This is a genomic window from Paenibacillus sp. OK060 (assembly GCF_900101205.1).
Lineage (GTDB): Bacteria > Bacillota > Bacilli > Paenibacillales > Paenibacillaceae > Paenibacillus > Paenibacillus marchantiae.
This window is the reverse complement of record NZ_FNFR01000002.1, coordinates 86,417-112,083: the sequence shown is the minus strand read 5'-3', so window position 1 is coordinate 112,083 and position 25,667 is coordinate 86,417. Positions and strand designations below refer to the sequence as shown.

Annotated in this window: 22 protein-coding genes; 17 read left to right on the top strand and 5 right to left on the bottom strand. The window is 41.7% G+C overall.

Translation table 11 applies throughout. The features are described 5' to 3' along the window. Nucleotides 1-1,187 precede the first annotated feature (1,187 nt). Nucleotides 1,188-1,469: a stalk domain-containing protein gene (locus BLS14_RS06920; RefSeq protein ID WP_072733028.1), complete on the top strand. Its 282-nt coding sequence runs from the start codon at nucleotides 1,188-1,190 to the stop codon at nucleotides 1,467-1,469. A gap of 684 nt (nucleotides 1,470-2,153) precedes the next feature. Beyond that, nucleotides 2,154-5,750 (top strand): collagen-like protein, encoded by a 3,597-nt coding sequence (locus tag BLS14_RS33460; RefSeq protein WP_090950443.1) that lies wholly within the window; start codon nucleotides 2,154-2,156, stop codon nucleotides 5,748-5,750. Nucleotides 5,751-6,285: 535 nt separating this feature from the next. Here the strand turns inward: BLS14_RS33460 and BLS14_RS33525 are convergent. Both BLS14_RS33525 and BLS14_RS06900 read right to left on the bottom strand, forming a co-directional pair. Beyond that, nucleotides 6,286-6,615 (bottom strand): helix-turn-helix domain-containing protein, encoded by a 330-nt coding sequence (locus tag BLS14_RS33525; protein WP_143021523.1) that lies wholly within the window; start codon nucleotides 6,613-6,615, stop codon nucleotides 6,286-6,288. A gap of 504 nt (nucleotides 6,616-7,119) precedes the next feature. Further along, nucleotides 7,120-8,877: a CocE/NonD family hydrolase gene (locus tag BLS14_RS06900; RefSeq protein ID WP_090950437.1), complete on the bottom strand. Its 1,758-nt coding sequence runs from the start codon at nucleotides 8,875-8,877 to the stop codon at nucleotides 7,120-7,122. Between the two features lie 530 nt (nucleotides 8,878-9,407). Between BLS14_RS06900 and BLS14_RS06895 the strand changes: the two genes are divergently transcribed. Together BLS14_RS06895 and BLS14_RS06890 are read left to right on the top strand one after the other, a co-directional pair. Then, the gene (locus BLS14_RS06895) at nucleotides 9,408-10,025 is read left to right on the top strand and encodes a TetR/AcrR family transcriptional regulator (protein WP_090950434.1); all 618 of its coding nucleotides are present in this window, start codon (nucleotides 9,408-9,410) and stop codon (nucleotides 10,023-10,025) included. A 574-nt stretch (nucleotides 10,026-10,599) separates the two neighbouring features. Further along, nucleotides 10,600-10,728: a sporulation protein YjcZ gene (locus BLS14_RS06890; protein ID WP_082935059.1), complete on the top strand. Its 129-nt coding sequence runs from the start codon at nucleotides 10,600-10,602 to the stop codon at nucleotides 10,726-10,728. A gap of 312 nt (nucleotides 10,729-11,040) precedes the next feature. On the opposite strand, the gene BLS14_RS06885 is transcribed toward BLS14_RS06890, so the two are convergent. Then, nucleotides 11,041-11,391 (bottom strand): winged helix-turn-helix transcriptional regulator, encoded by a 351-nt coding sequence (locus tag BLS14_RS06885; protein ID WP_063567488.1) that lies wholly within the window; start codon nucleotides 11,389-11,391, stop codon nucleotides 11,041-11,043. Between the two features lie 128 nt (nucleotides 11,392-11,519). Between BLS14_RS06885 and BLS14_RS32935 the strand changes: the two genes are divergently transcribed. Genes BLS14_RS32935 through BLS14_RS06860 form a run of 5 tightly spaced genes read left to right on the top strand, consistent with a single transcriptional unit; the run spans nucleotide 11,520 to nucleotide 15,482 of the window. Next, nucleotides 11,520-12,179, top strand: a complete 660-nt coding sequence (locus BLS14_RS32935) for an ABC transporter permease (protein WP_090950431.1) — start codon at nucleotides 11,520-11,522, stop codon at nucleotides 12,177-12,179. Between the two features lie 9 nt (nucleotides 12,180-12,188). Then, on the top strand, nucleotides 12,189-13,103 hold the full coding sequence (locus tag BLS14_RS32930) for a glycine betaine ABC transporter substrate-binding protein (protein ID WP_090950428.1): 915 nt from the start codon (nucleotides 12,189-12,191) through the stop codon (nucleotides 13,101-13,103). Continuing rightward, the gene (locus tag BLS14_RS06870) at nucleotides 13,087-13,887 is read left to right on the top strand and encodes an ABC transporter ATP-binding protein (protein ID WP_256336225.1); all 801 of its coding nucleotides are present in this window, start codon (nucleotides 13,087-13,089) and stop codon (nucleotides 13,885-13,887) included. Before BLS14_RS32930 ends, BLS14_RS06870 begins: the two co-directional genes overlap by 17 nt. After that, the gene (locus BLS14_RS06865; protein ID WP_064637842.1) at nucleotides 13,884-14,510 is read left to right on the top strand and encodes an ABC transporter permease; all 627 of its coding nucleotides are present in this window, start codon (nucleotides 13,884-13,886) and stop codon (nucleotides 14,508-14,510) included. The genes BLS14_RS06870 and BLS14_RS06865 overlap by 4 nt, the downstream gene beginning before the upstream one ends. A 6-nt stretch (nucleotides 14,511-14,516) precedes the next feature. Beyond that, entirely contained in the window at nucleotides 14,517-15,482 is a 966-nt protein-coding gene (locus tag BLS14_RS06860) for a zinc-binding alcohol dehydrogenase family protein (protein WP_090950424.1), read from the top strand. Between the two features lie 517 nt (nucleotides 15,483-15,999). Here BLS14_RS06860 and BLS14_RS06850 read toward each other — a convergent pair. Next, entirely contained in the window at nucleotides 16,000-17,019 is a 1,020-nt protein-coding gene (locus tag BLS14_RS06850; protein ID WP_090950421.1) for an alpha/beta fold hydrolase, read from the bottom strand. A 143-nt stretch (nucleotides 17,020-17,162) separates the two neighbouring features. Between BLS14_RS06850 and BLS14_RS06845 the strand changes: the two genes are divergently transcribed. From BLS14_RS06845 to BLS14_RS06820, 7 genes are all read left to right on the top strand, one after another. Then, a complete protein-coding gene (locus tag BLS14_RS06845) occupies nucleotides 17,163-18,071 on the top strand; it encodes a LysR family transcriptional regulator (RefSeq protein WP_090950418.1) in 909 nt (302 codons plus the stop codon). 263 nt (nucleotides 18,072-18,334) lie between these two features. Then, nucleotides 18,335-18,739 (top strand): GNAT family N-acetyltransferase, encoded by a 405-nt coding sequence (locus tag BLS14_RS06840; protein WP_072733020.1) that lies wholly within the window; start codon nucleotides 18,335-18,337, stop codon nucleotides 18,737-18,739. A gap of 297 nt (nucleotides 18,740-19,036) precedes the next feature. Next, entirely contained in the window at nucleotides 19,037-19,702 is a 666-nt protein-coding gene (locus tag BLS14_RS06835) for a Type 1 glutamine amidotransferase-like domain-containing protein (protein ID WP_090950416.1), read from the top strand. Nucleotides 19,703-20,020: 318 nt separating this feature from the next. Beyond that, nucleotides 20,021-20,167, top strand: coding sequence for a hypothetical protein (locus BLS14_RS32490; RefSeq protein ID WP_162842462.1), 147 nt, complete (start codon nucleotides 20,021-20,023; stop codon nucleotides 20,165-20,167). Between the two features lie 380 nt (nucleotides 20,168-20,547). Continuing rightward, the gene (locus BLS14_RS06830; protein ID WP_090950413.1) at nucleotides 20,548-21,285 is read left to right on the top strand and encodes a hypothetical protein; all 738 of its coding nucleotides are present in this window, start codon (nucleotides 20,548-20,550) and stop codon (nucleotides 21,283-21,285) included. 241 nt (nucleotides 21,286-21,526) lie between these two features. After that, nucleotides 21,527-21,781 carry a hypothetical protein gene (locus tag BLS14_RS32485; RefSeq protein WP_176854405.1) on the top strand — a complete coding sequence of 85 codons (255 nt, stop codon included), beginning with the start codon at nucleotides 21,527-21,529 and terminating at the stop codon, nucleotides 21,779-21,781. Then, a complete protein-coding gene (locus BLS14_RS06820; protein WP_090806650.1) occupies nucleotides 21,763-23,694 on the top strand; it encodes a fructose-1,6-bisphosphatase in 1,932 nt (643 codons plus the stop codon). Before BLS14_RS32485 ends, BLS14_RS06820 begins: the two co-directional genes overlap by 19 nt. A 191-nt stretch (nucleotides 23,695-23,885) precedes the next feature. On the opposite strand, the gene BLS14_RS06815 is transcribed toward BLS14_RS06820, so the two are convergent. Further along, the gene (locus tag BLS14_RS06815; protein WP_090950408.1) at nucleotides 23,886-24,809 is read right to left on the bottom strand and encodes a helix-turn-helix transcriptional regulator; all 924 of its coding nucleotides are present in this window, start codon (nucleotides 24,807-24,809) and stop codon (nucleotides 23,886-23,888) included. Between the two features lie 111 nt (nucleotides 24,810-24,920). On the opposite strand from BLS14_RS06815, the gene BLS14_RS06810 reads away from it, so the two are divergent. Then, on the top strand, nucleotides 24,921-25,502 hold the full coding sequence (locus BLS14_RS06810; protein WP_063567475.1) for an LOG family protein: 582 nt from the start codon (nucleotides 24,921-24,923) through the stop codon (nucleotides 25,500-25,502). Nucleotides 25,503-25,667 lie beyond the last annotated feature (165 nt).

Genomic DNA, 25,667 nt, shown 5'->3' with positions numbered 1-25,667 from the left:
AAAGCCTAGATCTTATTTTGGGCAAATAATTTTCTTGTATCACCCTCTTTCATACAAAAATATATAAATATATGGGATAATTTATATATTTTTGTATTGTTGTGAATTTAATTCTACGGGAATATATAAGGGATTTAAACCGGACAGATTCCAGTTTTTTGTGCATGTAAGAGACTCACGGCCATAGCATGAGTCGCTATCTGATAACTGATGAATTCATAATTTTGTTCATTTCACCAAAGAAGTTACGTCCATACAGTCGAGTCAAGGGCAACTTATGTGATGCGAAGCGTAATCTGTACGACGATTTTTTAAGGATAAGGCCGGGGGCTATTTGGCTGAGCTGGTGTGTTCATCGTGAAGCTACAGCTAAACATATCCATTCTGGCTTGATGGCAGTGGAAGTACCAGGAGTTCGAGGGGATCGGGCAGCTTGTTATGGATTTTGTGCTACAGATACTTAGCTGGCTTACGGAAGAGGAAAGTAATTCCATTAAGCAAGCACAGGCTGAATGTTTTGCTAACGTTAAGAAAAAAAGGAAAGCACTTGGGGGGCCAAATGTTTGCCTCGTAAAAATTTGGTGGACGTTGAGCCTCATGCTCTGAATATGCTGGAAATGTTCTTGTCTTGAACGGGGAGAGTCAATAGAATATTAAAAATTGAATTCGATCTATTGATCGATGGTTAATTTATCATATTAATGTAGAATATCCAACAAAACATGAGGAACGGAAAATTATAGTTTACGAGATTCGTCGGAAATCTTCATATTGAGATTTATCCAGTTGGCGAAGGCTTATTTGTACGCAGATATTGTGACCAAATGCAACCATACAGTATTGCTGAAAACGAGATGGAAAGATGACGTTTTTCGGGTATTTAAATAATAATCCGTACACAGGTAGTTGAGATTGCATGTATATGATTAAACTAACGGGTAACGTTAGTTTAATAAAACCAAGAAAGCAGCCGATCAAATGTAATCGGCTGCTTTTATTCAACTGACGTGCTGAGTATTCTATAGATATGTCTAAACCTCCTATTAGAAGCAAACTAGAAAATTGTTCTAATAGGAGGTTTTATTCATGTGCATGATAACTTAATAATATCGAAACAAATTGGGCATTTATAGTATCTAATTTAAGAATTATTTATTTTCATCGTATCTTTTTTTGGAGGAAACAACATGAAAAACAGATTTATTTCTGGGATTGTATCAATTGCCCTATTCTTGATCCCAATCACTGCTCATGCAAATAATAATGTTACTTTCGATGGCAAAATGCTTGATAACAGAGTATACTTGCCCACCCGTAAAACTGGCGAGCAGCTAGGAGCTAAGATCTGTTGGAATCAAAAAACAAAGACAGCTTCCATTCAGCAATACGGGGATCAGCTAGTTGATAAAGTTGGTCCCTATGTCAAGATTTTAGACGGAAGAGAGTTTATGTTCAACTTCGTGAATTAAACGATAATTTCTTTGGTAATAAAAAAGAGCGTACTGAGCTAATTGAGAAAGCTCATGGTGCAGTTGCTGGAGCGCTAACTTGGGAAGGGATCGATAAATTCAAAGTTAAATATTCTGTTGAATGGCAGACCGGAGATTATTCCTATAGAACTGGAACTATTGAGGCTAAAATGAAAAAGTCCAAAGAGAAATGGATTCCTTTTTCGTATCATTACTATGAGTCATGGGGGATTGTAGCTCCGTAACAAACAATGACATGTCACTGGTTTTAACTATTTTACCTGCCATTCCATATATAGAATGAGAAATTAAAGTAGATGCGCAAATCGAGGGTGAAGTTAAACTAACAGGCAGATTACTTTAATATCTAATATCCATCGCGTTCATCCCTACTTTGGTTATCTTCAAATGACGCTTGGTGGTTTATAAAAATAAACAAAGAGTCGGATGAATAAATTGAGCATTTTGAATGTCGCAGGAGAAAATTTATAAGTGGAACTGTCTTCAACTGTTCACACTCTTGAAAAATAAAAGTATACCATGTATGGACAAAAATATGTGGCACAGGGAAAAGGAAGACCAGGCAATTAAAATTGTCGGTCTATAGGAGTCAGAGAAGTATTAGTATATAAGGAATGTAGATATCTCTCCTGTTTCTAAAAAACGTACAAAGGGGAGGGAATAATGACTATTTTATCAACTGGACCGATTGAGAATAATCCGGTCAATGGTGTAAGACCAACACAACAGCTGACCATCAATATTGATAATAGAAATGTGGCCACTAATGCAATTATCTTGATTCAGGGTTATTACCTAAACGGGACTAGAACGGAATATGTACTCGAATTAATTAGTGTAAATCCAAATCAAGCAATAAGGAAAGATTATTTTGCGGATCTGGATGTATTTGAATTTGTCTTTACAACAAGTGGTTTAGCAGAACAGCAGATAGAAATTTCAGTTTGGGGAAAAAATTCTTCAGGACAGCTTGTAACGCCTCACCGTATCGTATCATCAGAGTTGTTAGGAGCCAATGGGATCATAGGAACAACCGGGACAACGGGAGCTACAGGAGTCAGTGGATTGACAGGGGCTACAGGCTCAACGGGAGTCACTGGTGCATCAGGTGCAACAGGAATAGGAACGACTGGATCGACGGGTTCGACTGGCGCAACTGGTCCGACAGGTGCAACTGGGGTAACAGGAGTTACAGGTACCACAGGTGTGACTGGGATTACAGGGGCCACCGGAGCTATCGGAAGCGCAGGAGTAACAGGAGACACCGGCGTAACGGGAACTGGAACGACTGGAGTCACCGGAGCGACGGGTACAACGGGGGATCCTGGAATAACGGGAACAACAGGAGATACCGGTGGAACCGGAGTAACAGGTGCTACAGGTTCTGTAGGCAGCACGGGTGCGACCGGAACCACAGGTACAACGGGCTCAACAGGATCTATAGGTCTAACTGGTGCGACAGGCGCAATGGGAATCGGAGCCACCGGAGCCACCGGAACAGGAACAACTGGGGTAACCGGCGCAACAGGCGCAACCGGATCCACGGGAGCGACGGGCTCTAGTGGAGTAACCGGTGTCACAGGATCAGCGGGAACAGGGGCTACTGGAGCCACTGGTGTAACGGGGATTACTGGAGTAACCGGTGCGACAGGTTTAACGGGTACGACGGGCGATCCTGGAATAACGGGAACAACAGGAGATACCGGTGGAACCGGAATAACAGGTGCTACAGGGTCTGTAGGCAGCACGGGTGCGACAGGTATAACGGGCGCAATAGGATCTACAGGTGTAACTGGTGCGACAGGAGACACCGGAACAGGAACAACTGGAGTCACCGGCGCGATGGGTTCAACTGGGGTAACCGGCGCAACAGGCGCCACTGGAGTTACAGGAGTTACGGGATCAACAGGTGTAACAGGAGACACCGGCGTAACGGGAACAGGGATGACTGGAGCCACCGGCGCGACGGGCGATCCTGGAATAACGGGAACAACAGGAGATACCGGTGGAAACGGAGCAACAGGTACTACAGGGTCTGTAGGCAGCACGGGTGCGACTGGAACCACTGGTACAACGGGCGCAATAGGATCTACAGGTGTAACTGGTGCGACAGGCGCAACGGGAATCGGAGCCACCGGAGCCACCGGAACCGGAGCTACTGGCGCAACAGGATCTACGGGTGTAACCGGAACGACTGGCGCAACGGGAACAGGGGCTACTGGCACCACTGGTGTAACGGGGATTACTGGGGTGACCGGTGCGACAGGAACAACAGGAACGGGAACGACTGGAGCTACTGGTGCAACAGGATCTACGGGAGCGACGGGCTCTAGTGGAGTAACCGGTGTCACAGGTGCAACGGGAACAGGGGCTACTGGCGCCACTGGTGTAACAGGAGCAACAGGAGTTACGGGATCTACAGGTACCACTGGTGTTACTGGTGCAATAGGAATAACGGGTTCAACAGGTGTAACAGGAGACACCGGCGTAACGGGAACAGGGATGACTGGAGCCACCGGCGCGACGGGTTCAACCGGTACGACGGGCGATCCTGGAATAACGGGAACAACAGGAGATACCGGTGGAACCGGAGCAACAGGATCTACGGGTGTAACCGGAACGACAGGCGCAACGGGAGCGACGGGCTCTACTGGAATAACCGGTGTCACAGGTGCAACGGGAACAGGGGCTACTGGCGCCACTGGTGTAACGGGAATTACTGGGGTGACCGGTGTGACTGGTGCCACAGGAACAGGAACGACTGGAGCAACAGGATCTACAGGTGTAACTGGTGCGACAGGCGCAACGGGAATCGGAGCTACCGGCGCGACGGGTTTAACGGGTACGACGGGCGATCCTGGAATAACGGGAACAACAGGATCTACAGGTGTAACCGGCGCAACAGGAGCCACCGGGGTAACAGGAGTTACAGGAGTTACGGGATCAACAGGTGTAACAGGAGCCACCGGCGCGACGGGTTTAACGGGTACAACGGGCGATCCTGGAATAACGGGAACAACGGGAACAACAGGAGTAACAGGTTCTACAGGGTCTGTAGGCAGCACGGGTGCGACCGGAACCACAGGTATAACGGGCGCAATAGGATCTACAGGTGTAACCGGTGTGACTGGTGCCACGGGAACAGGAACGACTGGAGCTACTGGAGCAATAGGATCTACAGGTGTAACCGGTGTGACTGGTGCCACGGGAACAGGAACGACTGGAGCTACTGGAGCAACAGGATCAACTGGGGTAACCGGTGTGACTGGTGCAACAGGAACAGGAACGACTGGATCTACTGGAGCAACAGGATCAACTGGGGTGACCGGTGTGACTGGTGCAACAGGAACAGGAACGACTGGATCTACTGGTGCGACAGGATCAACGGGTGTAACCGGTGTGACTGGTGCCACAGGAACAGGAGCGACTGGATCTACTGGAGCAACAGGATCAACTGGGGTGACCGGTGTGACTGGTGCAACAGGAACAGGAACGACTGGAGCTACTGGTGCGACAGGATCAACGGGTGTAACCGGTGTGACTGGTGCCACAGGAACAGGAGCGACTGGATCTACTGGTGCGACAGGATCAACGGGTGTAACCGGTGTGACTGGTGCCACGGGAACAGGAACGACTGGAGCTACTGGAGCAACAGGATCAACTGGGGTGACCGGTGTGACTGGTGCCACAGGAACAGGAACGACTGGATCTACTGGTGCGACAGGATCAACGGGTGTAACCGGTGTGACTGGTGCCACGGGAACAGGGGCTACTGGCGCTACTGGCGCCACTGGTGCGACAGGATCTACTGGGGTAACAGGCGCAACAGGCGCAACTCCTACGTTTGTAGACTCATACTTTAATGGTAATATTCAACCTCAGACAATTGCTTCTGGATCAAATATTTTAAATATTACTCCAAACCAATTTACTGCACTTACTTATAATGCAGCAACTAGTGTTTTCACAATACAAAATGCAGGTTTGTACAACATAAGTGTTGTACTAAATCTTGCAGCTGCTACATTACCAGGAGCAACAATTGGGCTATCGCTAAATAATTCTACAGCATATCTGGCTGCTGCTGTAACCACGGCAACAAGTGGTCAATTGGTTTTAGTTCAAGTTGAGTCCTTTGCTGTTGGAGATACAATTCAATTTAGGAATATATCTGGGTTTCCTATTACCATTGCTAATTCATCAGTAATAGCTAACAGCGCAGGTCATGTAACTATTTCAAGGTTCTCAGCCTTCTTTTGATCATTTATACAATTATATGATGGCGACAAGGCGTGCATTAGGCTGACTAAACCAGACTCTTGCACGTTAGCTATCCAACATCAGTTGATGATAAAAAACGAAAAAAAGAAAAGAAATAATTGCGCAATATATATCATTGATTGGTAAGTGTTTTGTTATTTTTTACTCACTGAACGAGGACATTTCCAATTAGGGATAAAATAAATGACTTATAATCGAGCTCTGGTCAACATACAGATGAAATTTCGAGAAGGTGAGGTTGTACAGCGTTTCATCCGTGAGGGGGATAAATAATTTGTTAAGTCCATCAAACGGTTGAAGGGATCGGGCAGCTTATTATGGATCTTGTGAGATACTTAGCTGGCTTGCCGAAGAGGAACGTAGTGGTATTAAGCAAGCACAGGCTGAAGGTATTGCTGAAGCCACGAAATAAAGGGATCACATGGGGCCGCCACAAATGAATTTGAATACACTTACAGTAGGTCAGCGGGGCATCCTGAATGCCGAGTATCTCAACTGGAAGAATAATGAGCTGTCAGCTGTAGAATTTATGTTCAGCAGTGCTTGTACTATAAAAAGGGGATTGCATCATCCTCGTAGGTAAATCTTGCATATCAGTTGCATTCACATAATCGCTTAACGCAGACATTCCTGATACTTTATGGTATTTATAGATGTTTATGGTTGACGTGAAATGCGCAGCGCTAGAAAATCCAATAATAACAGCAAAACGCGTTATAGTGTAATTTGAGTTTTCCAATAATTGTTTCGTCTTCTCAAAATGTTTTTTCATGACATATTCCATTATCGTTATGCGTGAGACGCGTTTAAATGTGTGGTGAAGGTAATACATATTGATGTGCAAATTTTCTGCTATTAAGCTGAGTGTTAAGTGTTCTTATAGTTTTTATCGCATAAAAAACTTCCCATGGAGAGGAGAATTATATCGATCCAGATAAGTGGAATCTGCAAATAATGAAATTTTGTGAGTTTTATAGTATCGGGGAAAAGGTACATCCGTCTAGATTGGCTCCAGTCTTTGCACCACCTGTCCGTTAGTGACAATGTTCCTGCCAATGACCCTCATTTAACAAGAACAGGCGCTCAACAGCACATTTAGCTATATAGAAGTGCTGTTGAGGAGCATAGTGTCTGATACACAGTACGAAGAAGGGATGATGAAGGGAAAGGAAGCAAGAAGCATTACGAGGTTAAAAGTTGATCTTTCACAGCACTTACACAAAACAAGCCAGAATTCCTTAGCATACAAAATTTCCAGCTTGTTTGATTTATCGTACGTTTTTCGCGTTTTGTTGGTACCCCCAATGGGACATGCAGACTGCGTTTCTCAAGGACGGAAGACTAGAAATTATTTTCTAAAAGGGAGCTGCAAATACGAATCATACTGTCCGCCGCAGTGAATAATATGCTTACCATGATTTACCGGTGGTGCGGCAGGTGTACCCGGCATTATGCCACCGACTTCATCCTTGGCGCTTACAATAAAGCGAAGTTGCTCTCCCGGATAAAGGAGCATTCCAATTGGGAACATCTCAATTTCAATCTCTACAATCTCACCCTTGTGGAGTTTTTCTTCACGATCAAAAGTATATGCAGGTACTTCATTTGTACTCTTTTCTTCATCAAGGTGTCTCATTGATACACGAAGACGACCATTGCTTCCTTTATATCTTAAAACACTTCCGCCGCGGTCTGTTAGATCATGCATCCTTGCAGTCATATTTGGAATTACAAACTGCTGAAGGTGATTTCCGAATTTATCAAGCTTATAGAGATATACAAGTATATCCATATCATCGCTTCCATCAACTTCAACATAAAGTTTTGCTTTAGGATAACCGACAAATTCTGTCTTTTCCTCTGCTTTATAAAGGAATGATGCCTGTGCAAGAGATGCCTCACTATCATAAATTGCAGGTATATCTATTTGGGCAAGTGTTTCTGAAAGAGTACGAGTAACTCCGTTAAGATACATCTTCTTGTATACCGTTCCTTCTGGTGGGAACGTTTCAGCTTCTATACCTTCGTAATGACCGCCTTCAAAATCATGAAGCGCATACCGCACCACAGGTGTTTTCTCCCAGCCATTATCTATTCCCTTAAGGAAATGGTCGAAGAATTTAAGGCGATCTTCCTGCTGTTCTTCCTTGTAGAAATCCGGCCATTCCTGATTGTCATGGATACGAAGCCATTTGTTTTCCTTTGGCATATTTCTCCAAGAACGAAATGTGCCTGGTGTGTGCAATGTATTGCTGTAACTTGCTACAACATAAGCAGGGCAAGTTATATTCTCGAATCTAGCAATTTTATCCTCCCATAAGTCACAGTTGGCAAATGGATATTTAAGTCCTTCATCATGTACATCTTCTCTCCTAACAGCTTCACCGGCATGAACATGGTTAACCTGCAGACGAGATGCAAAGTTTACATCAAGTATACCACCGCGACGAATGAGGTCACGATAAGCATCTCCCAAGCCTTCCTCCGGATTTATTGCTGCAAGGTGGGGCGGCTGCTCAGCAGCAATAAACCACTGTGAAAATGCAAGATACGAAGTACCGCTTGTAGCGACCTTTCCGTTACACCATTCCTGTTCTGCAAGCCATTCAATAAGATCATAGCAATCACGAGCCTCTTGTGTACCAATCATATATATATCGCCTTCAGAATGAGCAACTCCTCTCGGATCAGGATTGCAAACTGCATAACCATGATTGCACCAGTAAGCGGGGTCACTGCCTTCGAACTTATGAAGACCCGAAAGTTCTGAATCAGGTATACCAATCATACCAAAAAGATTTGTGTATCTTGGGGCTGTGCCGGCTGCCTTTCCATAAGGACTCCAAGAAATAATAACAGGAACCTTTTCTGCTCCAGAGGGGCGGAAAACATCAGTGTAGATGGTAACACCATCTCTAAGTTTTACCGGTACATCTTTTTCAAAAATCACATCACACGGCAGTGGCATAAAACGTTGATCTACTTGATAGCCTTTCTTTAGCACCGTTGTACCCGGGTTAAATTGGCTCAGTATACCGTGCTCTACTCCATCATCGATATATTCGAATGATGGGTTGAATAACATCATTTCTTTTACTTTATCCATAGTTGCTTCCTCCTTAAAATCGAATTGCATTCTTTGATTTAAAAATCTTCTCTCGTTAGTTGATATCGTCCCCGTGCATCAAAACGTTATTCGCATTTTAGAAAACCTCGTTTGGGGTACGGAAGAAATTTACCAGGCTCGTCCAGATGTAATAAATTTACATATATTAGAATATCATCTCGAATTTTGAGGGGAACATCCTTTTCGATGATTATCTCTTGATTTTCATAAGTGAAGTAGTCACGACTATTTTGCTCAAACCTTATACAGTGTCATGGGGATGTGTTGGTTTCAACTTTGCATGAAAACTCCGATTATTTATATCGAATTTTGCTTAGCTTTTATATTCGTTTTAATTTTGCCTGTATCCCCTCCCAGATGATAAGTTATAATAAACGAACAACCTGTTGTTTATTACACTTCGAATTATAAAATTGGAGAAGTCTATGTTCAATAATTAAAAATGCCAAATGTGTTGGTTACGGAACACCTTTAATGATTGTGTTGGATAAAATTAAGGAGGAATTTACTTGCGCAATATTAACCCTGATTTACGTGTCATTCGGACAAAAGAATCCATTCGACAAGCACTAGTTGAACTAATAGATGAAAAAGGTTTTAAAGCAATTACGGTTAAAGACATAACAACGAAGGCGAACATTAATAGAGGTACGTTTTATGCTCACTATCAAGACAAATTTGATTTAATGACTAAATGTGAGGAAGAAATTATGCTTGATATGTCCAGAATTACAAAGCAAAACTATCCAAGTGTTATTGCCGCACTTGAAAGTGACTCTGAAAAATTAATTCCATTTTCCTTAACCGTTTCAATATTTGAGTATTTAAATTTAAATGGTGGATTTATGAAAGCTGTGTTAGGTCCAAACGGGGATTTAACATTTCAAACCAGATTGAAACAATTTATGTGGGAAACACTCTATGGAAATAATCCAAACTCATTTGTAAAAGAAGAAAATCTTCTTGTTCCAGGACAATATTTAGCTGCTTATATGGGGACTGCAATAATAGGGGTAATTCAGCAATGGTTGGAAAGTGGTACGAAAGAAACTCCTCAAGAAATGGCTCGTATCCTAACGACCATATCAGTTAATGGTCCATTCTATGCAGCTGGTTTAAAAAAATAATTCAGTACAAAATCATTCATTGTAGAGAACGCCGAAAACAGCCTGTGTTTATAAATGACCGCTAAATTTCATTTCAAACCGTTGGCAAAAGCACGTCTACGATGATGGAGGAACGATCAACCGGCATTATTACGAAATGGCCGTTCTGACAGAGCTGCGCAATTACGTTCGTTCCCATTGTCGGGAGCCGTCAGTATAAAGATTTCGAGAAATAACTTGTGCCGAAAGAGGATTGGAAAGGTTATAGAAACTCTGATGGAACTTTTCTTGAGTTTGTAAGATAAGAAGATGTAATTGAGGGGAAATCTTGATAATTATTATTCACATCTTATTTTTATTAGCATATCTTAAAGTAACACCTTTTTTTCTTCATTGGTATTCCAAAACCTCGCTATGGCGGTGTTTTTGTTTGTCGAATTGAAAAAGGGTGATACTCTTGTTCTAACATAACTCGTGATTACGATAACAAGACGAGATTGAACTAAACTCTCTTGTAGAAACCTTTCATTTTAGCCGTGTCAAATTAAACATTTCTGAATAGCTTAATATATATCGAAAATGAGGGGGAAGAAATATGAGTGAAGTTGGATATGAGTATGGCAATGGAAGTATCGGAGGGTTTGGTGGAGGTTATAGTAGCACAGGTGCAATATTGGTACTCTTCATCCTGTTAGTCATCATTTCTAAAGCATTCTTAGTTTAATATAGTAAACTTTAAAAAATTTCCGCTACATTTCCTTGGCGGATTTTTACATAGAACCAAGTAAAGGCTAAAAACTAACCCGGATAATTGGAGAAATGAATTATAACGATTGCCGGAATGGGTAAGAACATGTTCCCATTACCGATTAGATATCTATCTAATCTTTTTTTCCTCAGCGGAGGTGCTTATAAAACCTGCTTTTTATACCTTTAGTTAGGAAGCATGAACACTTTTACAATTTCACAAAAGGACTCACCAAAAAACGAGCGCATCCTGAACATGGATTCGCTCATTTTTCTACTATCCGTAATCCTATTCGTCTGTATCGGTCGAAGTATCCTCATTGAGCTTTTTATAATCCATTCCCCATGTTTCCATCACACTAATGATGGGTCTCAGCGTATTACCTAAATCGCTCAAGCTGTATTCGACTCTGGGCGGTACCTCCGCATAGACGGTGCGAATGACGATACCGTCTCCTTCCATGGAACGCAAATTTTCGGTCAATACCTTTTGGCTAATTTCCGGAATACTTTTGCGAAGCTCACCGAACCGTTGGGTTCCTTTCAGAAGATCTCTCATGATAAGTAATTTCCATTTGTTACCAATCAAACCGACAGTTGTTGCTACAGGGCATTCAGGCAACTCTTTTTTGGTAAACATTTAAGCTAATCCTCCAATAGTTACTTTTTGGTTCCTATCTAATAAAAAGGTGCCTACTTTCAAAACGATTATAATGCTTATATTATAAAGCTGTCGAGGGAAAAGCAACTTGAATGAAAGGAGGGAACATGTTGCAAGAAAGCTTGGGAATGCAATTGGCAACCTATTTCTCAGACAATTGGAGTGCTTTCTTCGCTCTGGGGCGAGAGCATATAGAGGTCAGTTTACTGGCATTGCTTTGTTCTGCATGGATCGGAATTACACTGGGATATCTGACCATCACATACAAACGCTCGGAAAAGTGGATTGTATCGCTGATTCAGATTCTGCGGATTGTACCTAGCCTGGCTGTTTTACTCCTATTAATTCCGTTGATGGGCACTGGCATGAAGCCAGCATTGGTTGCTTTAATCTTATTGGGGGTACCTCCGATATTGATGAATACCATTTCCGGTTTGAATCATATTCCTCTATCTGTTCTTGAATCTGCTAAAGGGGCGGGGATGTCTGATCGTCAAATGATGTGGAAGATCAAGTTCCCTCTTGCTGCCCCACTCATTCTGACAGGAATCAAAACAGCTGCCATTGAAATTATCGCCAGTGCCACCTTGGCAGCCAAGATCGGAGCTGGTGGATTCGGTGAGATCATTTTCACCGGTCTAGGACTCAATCGAATCGATTTGCTTCTAATTGGCGGGGGATCTGTGGCGATATTGGCCATCTTAATCGGAGTCTTGCTTGATATATCCGAACGAATGTTATTTCGATATCAATTTTTGCAAAGGTAGGAAAACGACATGAAAAACAAAAAGAAAAAAATCTATATCATAACTTCACTTATCATCGTATTATCGCTCCTGTTGAGCGCCTGTGGTGAGCAAAAAAATCATGCTTCGGAAAATAAAGAGACATCAATTCGAATCGGCACCAAAGATTTCACTGAAAATCTGATTGTGGGAGAACTTTACGCCTTGGCCTTGGAGGATGCCGGCTACCAAGTAGAGCGTGTACCTAACATTGCGGGATCTGTGATCCATTCTTCCATTGTGAATCAAGATATTGATATGTATCCGGAATACACAGGCACCGGTTTGTTAGCCATCCTGAAGCTGGAGTTGTTGACTGATCCGGATGAAGTATATGCCAAAGTGAAGGAAGAATACAAAAAGCAGTTCAACTTAACCTGGCTCGACTATTCCAAAGCCAATGATGGAGCAGGGCTCGTCATACGTGCAGAAGCCTCGGAACAATGGGGAATTAAGACGATTTCTGATTTGCAAAAGCATGCAACCGAGCTTCGATTTGCCTCTCAAGGAGAAGTGGATCAGCGTGCCGACGGTATTCCAGCATTGGAAAAAGTATATGGCAAGCTAAACTGGAAGTCCTCCAAAGTCTACGATAATAGTCTGAAATATGAAGTGCTTAAAAATAATGAGGCAGATGTTGCACCTGCATATACGACGGAAGGAGAACTCGTAAATAAAGATCAGTACATCCTATTGGAAGATGACAAACAAGTATGGCCCCCTTATAACTTGGCTCCTGTCATCCGTGATGAAGTACTGTCTGCACATCCAGATATTGCTGAAGTCATCAATAAGATCAGTTCGGCACTGGACACAGACACGATCACGGCACTTAATGCCAAAGTTGATGTCGATCAAGAAGAATATGAAGACGTCGCAAAAGCCTTCTATGAATCCATCCAATAAACGTAGTGGTAACATGGGGCCACCAGCCATCAAATTTCATAATGTGTGCAAAACATATTCAAAATCCAATGAATACGCAGTGAATCATGTCAATTTGTCTATTGAAGAAGGGGAGTTTATTACCATACTGGGCTCCTCTGGATCTGGAAAAACGACGCTTTTGAAAATGGTAAACCGTTTGTACGAACCTTCTCAGGGGAACATTAAGCTGTTTGGAGAAGACATTGTATCCATAGATCCCGTGATGCTAAGAAGAAGAATCGGTTACGTCATTCAGCAGGTTGGGTTGTTCCCACATATGACCATCGCGAAAAATATCGCTACCGTACCTCGTCTGTTGAAATGGGATAAAGAGAAAATCGAGGAGAGGGTCTCCGAACTACTGCATCTGGTGGGACTGGACCCTCGGACGTATGAACATCGCTATCCTTCACAATTATCGGGAGGGCAACAACAGCGAATTGGACTCGCCCGAGCTTTAGCGACCAATCCTGCGATCATGCTTCTGGACGAGCCTTTTGGTGCTTTGGACGCGATTACCCGTCTACATTTACAGGATGAATTATTGAAAATTCATGGAGGGTCGAATAAAACCTTCCTGTTCGTCACACATGACATTAATGAAGCGTTCAAGTTGGGCACCCGGGTCATAATTATGAATCAAGGGAAAGTGTGCCAGTTTGACACGCCTAAAGAAATCGTTAATCATCCTGCAGATGAATTCGTAGCGTCGCTTATTCAATCTTCAAGGGAGCAAGAACGTTTCTGGGAGGCCTTAGAATGATCGATTATGCCATCAAACATCCAGATAAGTGGGGAAGCGCACTGTTCGAGCATGTGGAGATACTTGTCATAACCATGGTGATCTCAATTATTGTCGCCGTGCTTCTAACCATCGTAATCCTGACTTCCGACTGGGTGTCACGCATTTTCATTTATGTTTTTTCCATTTTGTATTCTATCCCCAGCCTGGCTTTGTTCACCATCATGATTCCTGTGACGGGACTGGGTACAACGACGGCAATCATCGTGCTGATTCTATATAATCAATACATTCTTCTGCGCCACTTTATCGCAGGTTTGAATCATGTGGAACAACCTATTATTGAGGCAGCTACTGGGCTGGGCATGAGTCGTATGCAAATATTGATTCAGATTCGGGTACCCTTGGCGATTCAAACCCTTTTTACAGGACTGCGACTTGCCTCCGTATCTACGATTGGCATGGCGACCATTGCTGCATTCATCAATGCAGGCGGGTTAGGAACGATCTTATATGATGGTTTACGCACCATGAATATCGATAAAATTCTGTGGGGAAGCATCCTGTCCGCAGGACTTGCCTTGGCGACAAATACATTATTCATTCAGTTGGAAAAACGAATCTACATCGGAGCGGGGAGATAAATTTTGATGAAAGCAGTTGTGCTGGAAGGTGCCTGTGCACCTGAAGAACTAAAAGTACAGGAGGTTCCCATTCCCGAAGTTAAACCAGGCTGGGTATTAATCAAGATCAGAGCATTTGGCATTAACCGCTCGGAGATGTATACAAGGCAGGGGCATTCACCATCCGTTCAATTTCCACGGATCATTGGTATTGAGTGTGTGGGGGAGATCGAGGACGCATCGGACAGCACTTTCCAAAAAGGACAGCATGTCGCTTCTCTGATGGGAGGGTTGGGGCGAGAATTTGATGGAAGCTATGCCGAGTATGTTTTGATTCCTTCAGAGCAGGTGTATCTCATTCCTGGTGGAATGGAGTGGACTACGCTCGCTGCCATTCCAGAAATGTATTACACGGCATATGCATCTTTATTTGAAAGTCTTCAATTAACTAAAGGAGAAGTGCTTCTCATTCGAGGCGGGACCAGTTCCGTTGGTCTGGCTGCCCTCCAGCTTGCCAAAAGTGTAGGAGCCACCGTTATATCGACCACTCGTGACAGCGGAAAGCTGACATATCTTCAGCAGGCGGGTGCGGACCTCGCATTACTTGATGATGAACATTTTACGAATAAAGTAGTTGAAATTGCTCCAAATGGAGTGAACAAAGTGTTGGAATTGATCGGGACGGTGACCTTGAAGGAATCTTTGAAATTGGTCTCAGAACGAGGAATGTTATGTATGTCAGGCATATTAGGCAATGAATGGACCCTCGATTCCTTCGAACCATTGATTGATATACCAACAGGTGTTTTCTTTACGGCTTTTACAAGTGAAGTTATTAAAGAAACGGTGCTGGTCGATCTATTTAATCATATAAAGGATCATGCACTTATTCCGCCCATTGCTAAAGTGTTCAAACTAGAAGCAATAGCAGAGGCTCATCTGTTAATGGAGAGTAACTCAGCAAATGGCAAAATTGTAATCACGAATGAATAGGATGTGCCTAAAAGAAAGGAAGAATAAAAATGAATTTCACAGAGATGGTGCGGATTATGGATATCAAGTGGTTATTGCAACGGATGGAACCTCAACTATTAGGGAGGAATGGCAATACTATGCAATGAACAACGTGGCCACTAAAATGACAACTGAAGAAAAAATTGTCCGAGGACAAGAACTTGTTCCTATTCATAGGAAGGTTAATTGAATTTTGTCACATACTTCAAGTGTGCGAACGATAAAAAAAGTAAGGTTGACTTACAAGATTTAAGACATGTTACAGTCTCTTTGTTTACAAAACCTAACATCATTCAATGTGGATAAAAACTAGAACTTCAGACTTCATTTAATTCGTTAAAGCTAGTAAAAACACAGAAAAAAAAGAAGAGGTCGAACCAGTAGGTTCTGGTGACCTCAAATACGTTAGATTAGGTTGTTAATTCATGAGAGAAATATACCGGCTAAAGAATAGGGATCTTGTTATGCCTGACAGACATCCAATACAGGTAACGATCTATTCTTTTGCGCTATGTGACAACAATTGCTTCAGATTGTCATCAATAAATTGATTATCGGCACTGTTGATTCCACGACCGGCAAAATGGCCCCATTTCGATTGTATTGGGTTAAAGGTAGCGTTGGGTATGCGCTCAGCTTCGTATTCATTGTCGTCCGCTGTGCAGAAGAGATCCGTGCTCCCCGGCATGATACAGGCAAGAGCTTTTATGCTCTGAAGTGCTTTATCAAAGTCTCCCTTATAGGAAGGATTGGCACTAATATCTGCATGTTGGCCTGTCCATAACATGGACAGAACATTGTGCGGATCCATATTCATAAAGCTCTCTTCCCAGACACCAGCTACAAAATCCTCCAATGTGTCAAATCCCATCTCACGATAAAGCTCTTCTCTATAAAACGCATGCGATAGTCCCCATCCTGCATAGACCCGGCCAACGGCGCGCATGTCAGTAGAAGTCAATTGGTTTAGTTTACTTGAGTCGAAGCGGACTGCAGATAGCAGGGAAGCTTTTACACCTTCCAGAACTACATATGTGTGAGGCCAAGGTTTGGCGATTCCCCCGAAAGGTGCAATTCGTTCGACCATCTCTGGATAACTTGCACCCCATTGAAATGCCTGAATGCCGCCCATGGACCACCCTACGACGAGAGCAATCTTTTGAATGCCGAATTTCTCGGTCAGCAGTTGCTGCTGAAATCTAACGTTGTCATAGATGGTTACCTGTGGAAAATTAGCCCCATCGAATGGATGAGGTGTGTTACTGGGAGATGAAGATAGTCCATTGCCCAGCAAATTTGGAACGATAATAAAATATTTCTCTGGATCCAATGCCATCCCGCTGCCAATTAGCCATTCATTTTGAATATGCTGATCCCCAAAAGCAGTTGGATAGACGATAACATTATCTTTCTGTCCATTTAATTTTCCGTAAGTTTTATAAGCAAGAAAAGCGTTAGGTAACGTCACTGCTGATTGTAAGAGTACATCACCCAAATTAAAAATTTCATAGTCCATCGTATGGTCGCTCCCTTCAAAATGAAAAACCACATGTCACTGTGATCTCTTGTGCTCAGTATAGAGCCATGATACCATCAATAAAAGTGAATAGAATTCAAGATAGTATTCAATATAATTGAAAGATGAAGGGGGAGCATCGGATGGAATTGCGTCAACTGAATACGTTTTGTACGGTTGCAACAACATTAAATTTCACGCGGGCAGCAGAAGTGCTGAGCTACGTTCCTTCCAACGTCACGATGCAAATTAAAGCATTGGAAGATGAGCTAGGTGTTCGCCTCTTTGATCGGTTGGGCAAGCAACTAGCGCTCACAACTGCGGGTAAACGCTTTTTAACACACGCCCAAGGCGTTCTTGACAAATTGGAGGAAGCTCGTAGTGCTGTTCATGACAATGAAAATCTAAGTGGCACCCTAACGATAAGTGCCAATGAGGTTATTTGCTCCTATCGGCTTCCGCCTGTCTTTCAACGGTTTCGTTCGCAACATCCGGGAGTTCGTCTGATCTTTCGCTCAGTTCCAAATCAAGAGCTCAAGCAAACGCTTTTTGAGGGAACCACGGATATTGTTTATATGTTGGATGAACCCATTCGCTCGAGTGGACTTTCCGTGGAACCGCTGCTGAAAGAACATTTCAGATTGTTAGCTGCTCCAGATCACCCGCTCGCCAAACGAACTGTGCTGCAATTGGAAGATTTTCATGAAGAAGTGTTCCTGACCAATGAGAAGGGTTGTCCATATCGAACTATGTTTGACCGGTCATTCGAGAAAGAAGGCGTTGATAGCATTACGTATTTAGAGTTTCAAAGTGCTGAAGCCATTAAAAAATGTGCGATTTCTGGAATCGGTATTGCCTTTCTTCCTGAAATCGTCGTGGAAGCTGAAATTGAACGCGGAGAACTTGTTGTCCTTCCATGGGAAATTCCGGATTTGCACGTGTATACACAGATGTTGTGGCATAAAGACAAGTGGCTTTCACCAATCATGTTATCTTTCATTGAAGCAGCAAGGGATGTTTTTCGTTTACAGAATGAGAATAAAACCATATAGCCTATGTATAAAAGAGGCATCAAGAAGTATTCTGATGAATTCTCTAATGTAAACAAATCCAAATTCCACTTCAGTTAATCCATTTTCTCTACATATTTTTAATAGTATATTGAGGTAAATAAAGTGATCATTCACTTTGATAAATCCGAAACTGCTTTGTCGGTAATATTTTATGGCTTCGTACGGGTTGTAAAACCATCGAAATATGGGAGTTTAAAACAGATGTTGAGCCGTAGTTAGTTTTATGAAAGGAAGTTATAGGTGTGAGTATTTATTACGATTCAAGCAAAGAGGATATCACTAAGGATGCACTCCAGGAGTTATTTCTTTCGGTAGGATGGGAGTCTGGCAAGTATCCAAACGAGCTTTTACAAGCAATCGGAGGGTCTCATTCAATTGTTACCGCTTGGGAGGGAGGAAAGCTTGTTGGTTTAATAAATGCTTTGTCAGATGGTGTTTTAACGGTATATTTTCATTATATGCTTATTAATCCGAGTTATCAGAGTATAGGTATAGGTAAGGAAATGATGAATATAATGCTTGATAGATATAAAGGGTGTAAAACAAAAGTATTAATTTCTTATCCTTATGCAGTGGATTTCTATAATAAATTGGGTTTTAATACAGAGGATGGAGCTACACCAATGTTTATCTCAGAGTTGATATGAGTGAACTAACGGGGAACGTTAGCTCAATAAAACTAAGAAGAAGGCATCAAAATGATCAGAGAACGGGAATATTATATTAGAGTGATGATGTCTCATTAAGCTATCAGCAGGTTAACGTGGAAACATATTTCTCATAATGCAATTCCATGTTATGGTAATATAGTGTTAGATTTAGCGAAAGTGTACAATGGTGTGTAAACGAAATGGCTGAAAAACCGTTTGTCTTTCTAGCGTGTATAATATGTTTTATCGTTAAGAATGGAAGAATGTAAATAGTACATATGGAGGTAATTAAGTTTGAAATCTCACTACTATCTCAGTTGGTTTAATGATTTCTTTCCAGAGAAGCTGGTCAAATTGTTGCATGAGGATATAACAGACAGAAAATCGCTTGTTATGATTAGCGCTGATCCGTCTGGTTATACAGGTGAGCAAATTAACTTTGATGATGTTTCTGAGTGGACATGGTTGAAGCAGGCTAATATTATTTTTGATGAATATCATTTCATTGATTACCGCATGCAGAAGGAAGATGCCCGGCGATTCATTCAAAATGCTTCTGTCATTTTTTTGTGCGGTGGATATCCTGCTTTGCAGAACGATTTTTTGGCCGAATATGAGTTATCGAATGTTATTAAGAACAGCAATGCCGTTATAATGGGTGCCAGCGCCGGTGCGTTAAACATGGCTGCAAAATGGATAAGTGTGAATAACACTGATGAAGTTGAAACAAGTACTATTTATGATGGTATTGGCTTTGATCATTTTGCCTATGAATCTCATTCTCAACGCGACTACGCCACGTTTGTTCAAGGCTACCTGTTCCCCTTGTCTGAAGAGATTGATGTTTACGCGGCAGAGCAGGAGAGCGCTATACGTGTAAAGGACGGCAAAAAAGACATAATGGGTCCTGTATATTTAATTTCCCACTCAAAGATTCAGAAATTAGTTGAGACGCTCTAATTAGGGTGAGTGGCCGTGAACTAACAGAATTAATTCCTTTTATGTATAAAATCAAGGCTTACAGCGAATCAGCTCAGATCTCCTCTCTATGCTCGGAGGATGCTATCTGCTCATTTTATTGAACTAGCGGGAAACTTTAGTTGAATAGCCCGAGTCTAATACTTTATTTTATTTGAACACAAGGAAAAAATCCTTTTACAATCATTGTCAGTACGTTATAATACAATCACCAGGTGGATTACCCAACATAAAAAGTGAAATATTGTAATTATTTATTGAAGTCCTTATTACATAATAGATATCGGAGGAGGTGTAGTTATGGTCAAGAAGAAAATTTCCAAAGCCCTCAGCGCAGCTTTAATCGTTTCTATGCTGGCTACTGGCGTAATAGTCGCTCTTCAAGGTCAAACAACGTTTGATGTAGCGAAGTCAGCTGGGGATAAAAAGGTTGAAGTTATTAAATAGTTAATTCATTTACCTCAGCTTGGTTAACTCAGCTGAGGTTTTTTCATTCCCATTATGCATTGAAAAAATGAAGATCTAGATGGAGTAAGAATAGAAAAATAAATTGTAGGGTGACAAAAACATTACATAAAATGCTTCAAAAAACTGTCGATAATCTAAAAATGAGATCGACGGTTTTTTTGTGTGACCGATTTTTAAATGGAATAAAAATAAAGGAAGCATAGAATACGAAGCAAAAGTAGTAAAAACCAACTTGCCGTAACAGGCTGGGAAGCCCTCGATTGGGAGAAAGCGAATGCTATGAGACTATGGAAAAAAGGCAATATAATGAGTAGACATCAACAAGAACTCTATGGGGAAAATAGAGGGAGATGAGCGTATTGTATCTAAAAGCATTTGATCTAGATTTACCTTATATAATTGATGATGAAAATGTTGAATCAATAATGAAAGAAGAAAATTGTGAATATGACGATGCGACAAAAAAGGATTACGAGTTAAATTGGAAATGGAAACGGCGTTCATTTAGTTTGGAGACGCGTTGTATAACTGCTATGTTTGAACGTTTATTCGGAAAACAAAAAACGAAAGATTGTTGGAAAATTCTTGTGGATTGCGTTGAAAATATTTCGGATGAGAGGATTATTAATGATTCAGGAGTCTGTGTAGTACAAATCAAATTTAATTTGGATGACTTCAGCGTAAAAAGTGAGACGGAGAAAAAAAGAACGACGCTCCAACTGCTTATGAATGGAATAGAAAAACTGGTTGTGAATAAAAACTGGGATATTACACCATTTAAAGAGATTGCCCTGAAAATTGAAGAGTTAGGGTATGTAAATGAGTGGGTCTGGAAGAAAGTGATCAAGAGTCCTAAAAAGAACTACAGTGCTAAGGTTATTTGTCAACACAATGTAGAAAGCATGGATATATATCTTTCTATTATGCACCGAGACGGGACACAAATACTGTTAGAAAAAGTAATTTCAGAATTTCCAGATGAATTTGCATATGCTAGACATCTAGGTGAGCTTAAATGGATATCTGATTCTGAAGTTGCTTTAATTGATGAAGATAATGATGGGATGGTTTCAATAAATCTAGAGAAAGCAAAATAAATTATTAAGGAATCTGCAACGCGATGGGGGGCTGGGAGGCGGCACTGCTGTCGGGGGACAAGAACATAGTCCCATTGGATGTCGCTATTTTAGCGGCTTTCTTGTTTTATCGGTACAAGTTAGTGTCCCGAGCCAAGGAGCTAATTCCTTTAACGAATGGTTGCTCATAATCTCGCTTCCTTCCTAATCCTGTTTTCAAAAGTTTTAAGCAGCGGGATAACACATGAGTCAGTGGACTTAAATGAGCAACTCCAAAATACATCCCTTTAATGAAATTTGTTCATATATGAGAAACTGGAGTATGATGGGGGAAGGCAATGCTGATAATCACCATATAAATAATTTTATATTTATTGTTAACTATACAGGTAAAGAGTTAGCAAAAACCCAATGTTTTTCTATGGTTCAAAAGGGTTGTCCTTTGAAATTTCCTGTAAAATTAATGCCACATAACTTCCTTGAAGGGGGACATCTGTTTTGGATGAGCAGTTTCTAGATTTATTGGCCCAGAAATATGATACGGAAGAAAAAATTATAACAGAGATCATCAATCTTGAAGCGATCTCCAATCTCCCGAAGGGAACCGAGCATTTTGTCAGTGATTTGCATGGGGAGTTCCAGGCTTTTCAGCATGTACTAAGAAACGGTTCGGGTACCGTCAAAGAGAAAATCAAAGAAATATTCCGGGAGGTTTGGACGGATCAAGAAATCAATGATTTTGCGGCGTTGGTTTATTATCCGGAAGAAAAAATACAGCTGGTTATAGGGGAACTGTGCAATAAACAGGCTTTGAACCAGTGGTATAGACAAACGATTGAACAAATGCTTAAGCTTATTTCTTATGCCTCTTCCAAGTATACGCGCTCGAAATTGCGTAAAGCTCTGCCGGAGCAGTATGTATATATTGTAGAAGAGCTTCTATACAAGACGGATTCGACCAACAATAAGGATCCTTATTATGAGGAAATATATCGGCAAATTATATCCTTGGGCCAGGCGGACAAGCTCATTATCGGCCTTGCTTATACAACCCAGCACCTGGTGGTTGACCATCTTCATGTGGTTGGAGATATCTATGACCGGGGGCCGGACCCCGATAAAATTATGGATACGTTAATCAACTACCATTCTGTAGACATTCAGTGGGGGAACCATGATGTCCTCTGGATCGGTGCCTACGCGGGTTCTCTGGTCTGCCTTGCGAATATTATCCGGATCTGCGCCAGATACGACAATCTGGACATTATTGAAGATGTATACGGAATCAATCTACGCCCACTGCTAAACTTGGCGGAGAAATACTATGAAGACAATTCGCCCTTCAGACCGAAGCTACAGGCTGGCCATACCGTATCGGAGCAGGAAATTCTGCAGATCACCAAAATTCACCAAGCCATTGCCATGATCCAGTTTAAACTTGAAATCCCGATTATCAAGAGACGTCCATACTTTAATATGTCTGAAAGACTTTTGCTGGAGCAGATTGATTACGAGAAAAATGAAATTAATATCTGTGGTAAAACGTACCTGCTGGAAAACACCTGTTTCGCAACAGTAAATCCGCAGAATCCTGAACAATTGCTGGAGGAAGAACGCCAGGTGATGGAAAAGCTTCTGTTCTCCGTTCAGCATTCCGAAAAGCTGGCCAGACATATGAATTTTCTCATGAAAAAGGGAAGCCTTTATTTAAAATACAACGGGAATTTGTTAATCCACGGCTGTATTCCTTTGGATGAAGAAGGAAATATGGAAGAAATGCAGATTGAAGACAAGACATATGCAGGCCGTCAATTGCTTGATGTTTTTGAAGATTATTTGCGTTACGCCTATGCGCACCCGGAAGAGACAGAAGATCTGGCGACGGATATGGTATGGTACATCTGGACAGGGGAATGTTCCTCGCTCTTTGGAAAGAGAGAAATGACCACTTTTGAACGGTATTTTATCCAAGATAAAGAAGCACATAAGGAGAGAAAGAATCCTTACTACCATTTACGTGAAAATGAAGAGACCTGTCGAAAAATCTTGCTGGAGTTTGATTTGAATCCGGACCATGGACATGTCATTAACGGCCACACGCCAGTCAAAGAAATTCGTGGAGAGAACCCTGTTAAAGCAAACGGAAAAATGATCGTGATTGACGGCGGTTTTTCCAAAGCCTATCAATCCACGACGGGCATTGCCGGATACACCTTGTTGTACAATTCCTTTGGCATGCAGCTCGTCGCCCATAAGAAATTTAATTCAAAAGAAGATGTGTTATGTAACGGAATAGACGTGTTATCTGTAAAAAGATTAGTGGACAAAGAACTGGAGCGGAAGCTGGTGAGGGAAACCAATGTCGGGGAGAAGCTTCTGCAGAAAATCTCAAATTTGAAGGATCTACTAGAATATCGCTACATGAAATGAAACGATTGCTAAAAGTACACACCCGGATCAACCGTTTGAGTGCAATTTGACGTAGACGCTCGTATTGGGCAGGGAAGTAATAATACCCTGCCTGTGCGAGCCTTTCTTTTTTTACAGAGCGATTTAACACGAGGCAGGGGATATTGAAAGGCGTAATAAAGGTGCCGATGGAAGAAATCGATGCGTTTTTTTTAAGTGGAATAGATTTTGTGAATACCCTCAATTCGTTTGGTTAACTCGCTTCTTACATGTTCAGGCTCGATACATTCGCATTTGTCCCCAAAGCTAAGTAAATGAGTATATCCATGGTCATTTGCAATGAAGGGGAACTTTGCTATCCACTTAGCACCTTCATATAAGCGAATGTTGTTCTCTCCACAGTACTCGCTCATATAAGGAATAAGTGTTTGGTCAAAAAGCAGAGTTAAATGAATGATTTCTTTCTCCGTAATATCTAAAACCTCGTCTTCGATTTGTCTTTTCCTAAATGTATCATGGTGAGTAACAAGAGAAGAAATGCGGGAAACCTTAAACATTCGGAACCCCCCTTTTTCTGTACAAAATCCTTGCATATACCACACTGAATTCTTCAATACTAATCGGCAAGGCTCAATGGTGAGTTCCAAAGGAGTCATACCTTCAAAAGGATCTAGATATTCAAATGTAATTAAGCGGTCCTCTTCAATTGCGGTTCGAATTTGCCCCAATTCAGGTGGTTTGACATGAGTACTTCCGAACCAAGGTGAAGGATCTATTGCTATTAGTTTATCTACCAGTCGATTTTCATCTTCCGAGATCAAAGATTTCACTTTAGCAATGGCATTCAATACTTCGTCGCTAGAAACAGTCGAATGGATACTGTTTAATCCAAGTATTAAAACTAGTATCTCCGCTTGAGTAAAGATCTTCTTCTCAAATTTGTAACGTTCCATAATACTGAAGCCCCCATTCACACCAGGGGCAGAGGTGATTGGAATTCCGGCTTTGGTAATAGTTTCGATATCTCGAAAGATAGTACGAGGAGTGACCTCAAACATTTTCGCTAATTCAGAGGAACTCACTTTTTTACGTTCTAACAAAAGTAACACTATCGATAGAATCCTTTCAATTTTCATGGAGATCCCCCAAAATTTTTAATCTAATTATGACATAAAGATGTCATAGTTTCACCTGTAATATATAGAAAGTATGAAGCAGTTAACAAAAGAAATGGAGAAAATGTATCTATGAAATCAATCGCTGTATTCTGTGGTTCCAAAGAAGGAAAGTCTGCAATATACAAAGAGGCTGCAATAGAACTGGGTCATGAACTAGCCAGACGAGAAATCACCCTGATTTACGGAGGTGCTATTACTGGGCTCATGGGAGAAGTTGCTGATGCAGTGTTGGAAAAAGGGGGCCGTGTAATTGGAGTGCTTCCTCATTTTTTACAGACTCGTGAGATTGCGCATAAAGGTTTGACTGAACTTATTATGGTCGACTCTATGCATGAACGTAAAGCCAAAATGGCTGAATTAGCAGATGGATTTATTTCACTCCCGGGGGGGCCAGGGACGTTGGAAGAATATTTTGAGATATTTACTTGGGGCCAGCTTGGCCTGCATCAAAAGCCTTGTGGTTTATTGAATGTTAATCAGTACTTCGATCCCATTGTATCCATGTTTAATGTTATGGACCGAGAACGTTTCATGCAACCGAACGTTCGGGATATGGTCTTAATAGATCAAACTCCGGAAGGGATACTTAATCAATTTTCAATGTATACTGCTCCTCCTGTCAGAACGTATCTCACGGAAAAACGTACTTGATTAAATGACGCTATGTGTGTGAGGGATCGAGGGTTTCAACTGGTGAGAAAATCCACAATCTGCTCCATGCAAAGTCTTTTCTATAAACAACGGCGGTTGTTTGTATGGTATGTCCCGACCCCCTGAAAAATTGCACAAAAATCGGTCTTTCCTACGAAAGCATTA

Coding starts and splice junctions, on each gene's coding strand:
- BLS14_RS06870 (WP_256336225.1), top strand. CDS start 13,087: ATGAATCCATCCAATAAACGTAGTGGTAACATGGGGCCACCAGCCATC.
- BLS14_RS06920 (WP_072733028.1), top strand. CDS start 1,188: ATGAAAAACAGATTTATTTCTGGGATTGTATCAATTGCCCTATTCTTG.
- BLS14_RS06850 (WP_090950421.1), bottom strand. CDS start 17,019: ATGGACTATGAAATTTTTAATTTGGGTGATGTACTCTTACAATCAGCA.
- BLS14_RS06900 (WP_090950437.1), bottom strand. CDS start 8,877: ATGGATAAAGTAAAAGAAATGATGTTATTCAACCCATCATTCGAATAT.
- BLS14_RS06860 (WP_090950424.1), top strand. CDS start 14,517: ATGAAAGCAGTTGTGCTGGAAGGTGCCTGTGCACCTGAAGAACTAAAA.
- BLS14_RS33460 (WP_090950443.1), top strand. CDS start 2,154: ATGACTATTTTATCAACTGGACCGATTGAGAATAATCCGGTCAATGGT.
- BLS14_RS32935 (WP_090950431.1), top strand. CDS start 11,520: ATGTTGCAAGAAAGCTTGGGAATGCAATTGGCAACCTATTTCTCAGAC.
- BLS14_RS32485 (WP_176854405.1), top strand. CDS start 21,527: ATGAGCAACTCCAAAATACATCCCTTTAATGAAATTTGTTCATATATG.
- BLS14_RS06810 (WP_063567475.1), top strand. CDS start 24,921: ATGAAATCAATCGCTGTATTCTGTGGTTCCAAAGAAGGAAAGTCTGCA.
- BLS14_RS06815 (WP_090950408.1), bottom strand. CDS start 24,809: ATGAAAATTGAAAGGATTCTATCGATAGTGTTACTTTTGTTAGAACGT.
- BLS14_RS06865 (WP_064637842.1), top strand. CDS start 13,884: ATGATCGATTATGCCATCAAACATCCAGATAAGTGGGGAAGCGCACTG.
- BLS14_RS06890 (WP_082935059.1), top strand. CDS start 10,600: ATGAGTGAAGTTGGATATGAGTATGGCAATGGAAGTATCGGAGGGTTT.
- BLS14_RS06885 (WP_063567488.1), bottom strand. CDS start 11,391: ATGTTTACCAAAAAAGAGTTGCCTGAATGCCCTGTAGCAACAACTGTC.
- BLS14_RS32490 (WP_162842462.1), top strand. CDS start 20,021: ATGGTCAAGAAGAAAATTTCCAAAGCCCTCAGCGCAGCTTTAATCGTT.
- BLS14_RS32930 (WP_090950428.1), top strand. CDS start 12,189: ATGAAAAACAAAAAGAAAAAAATCTATATCATAACTTCACTTATCATC.
- BLS14_RS06845 (WP_090950418.1), top strand. CDS start 17,163: ATGGAATTGCGTCAACTGAATACGTTTTGTACGGTTGCAACAACATTA.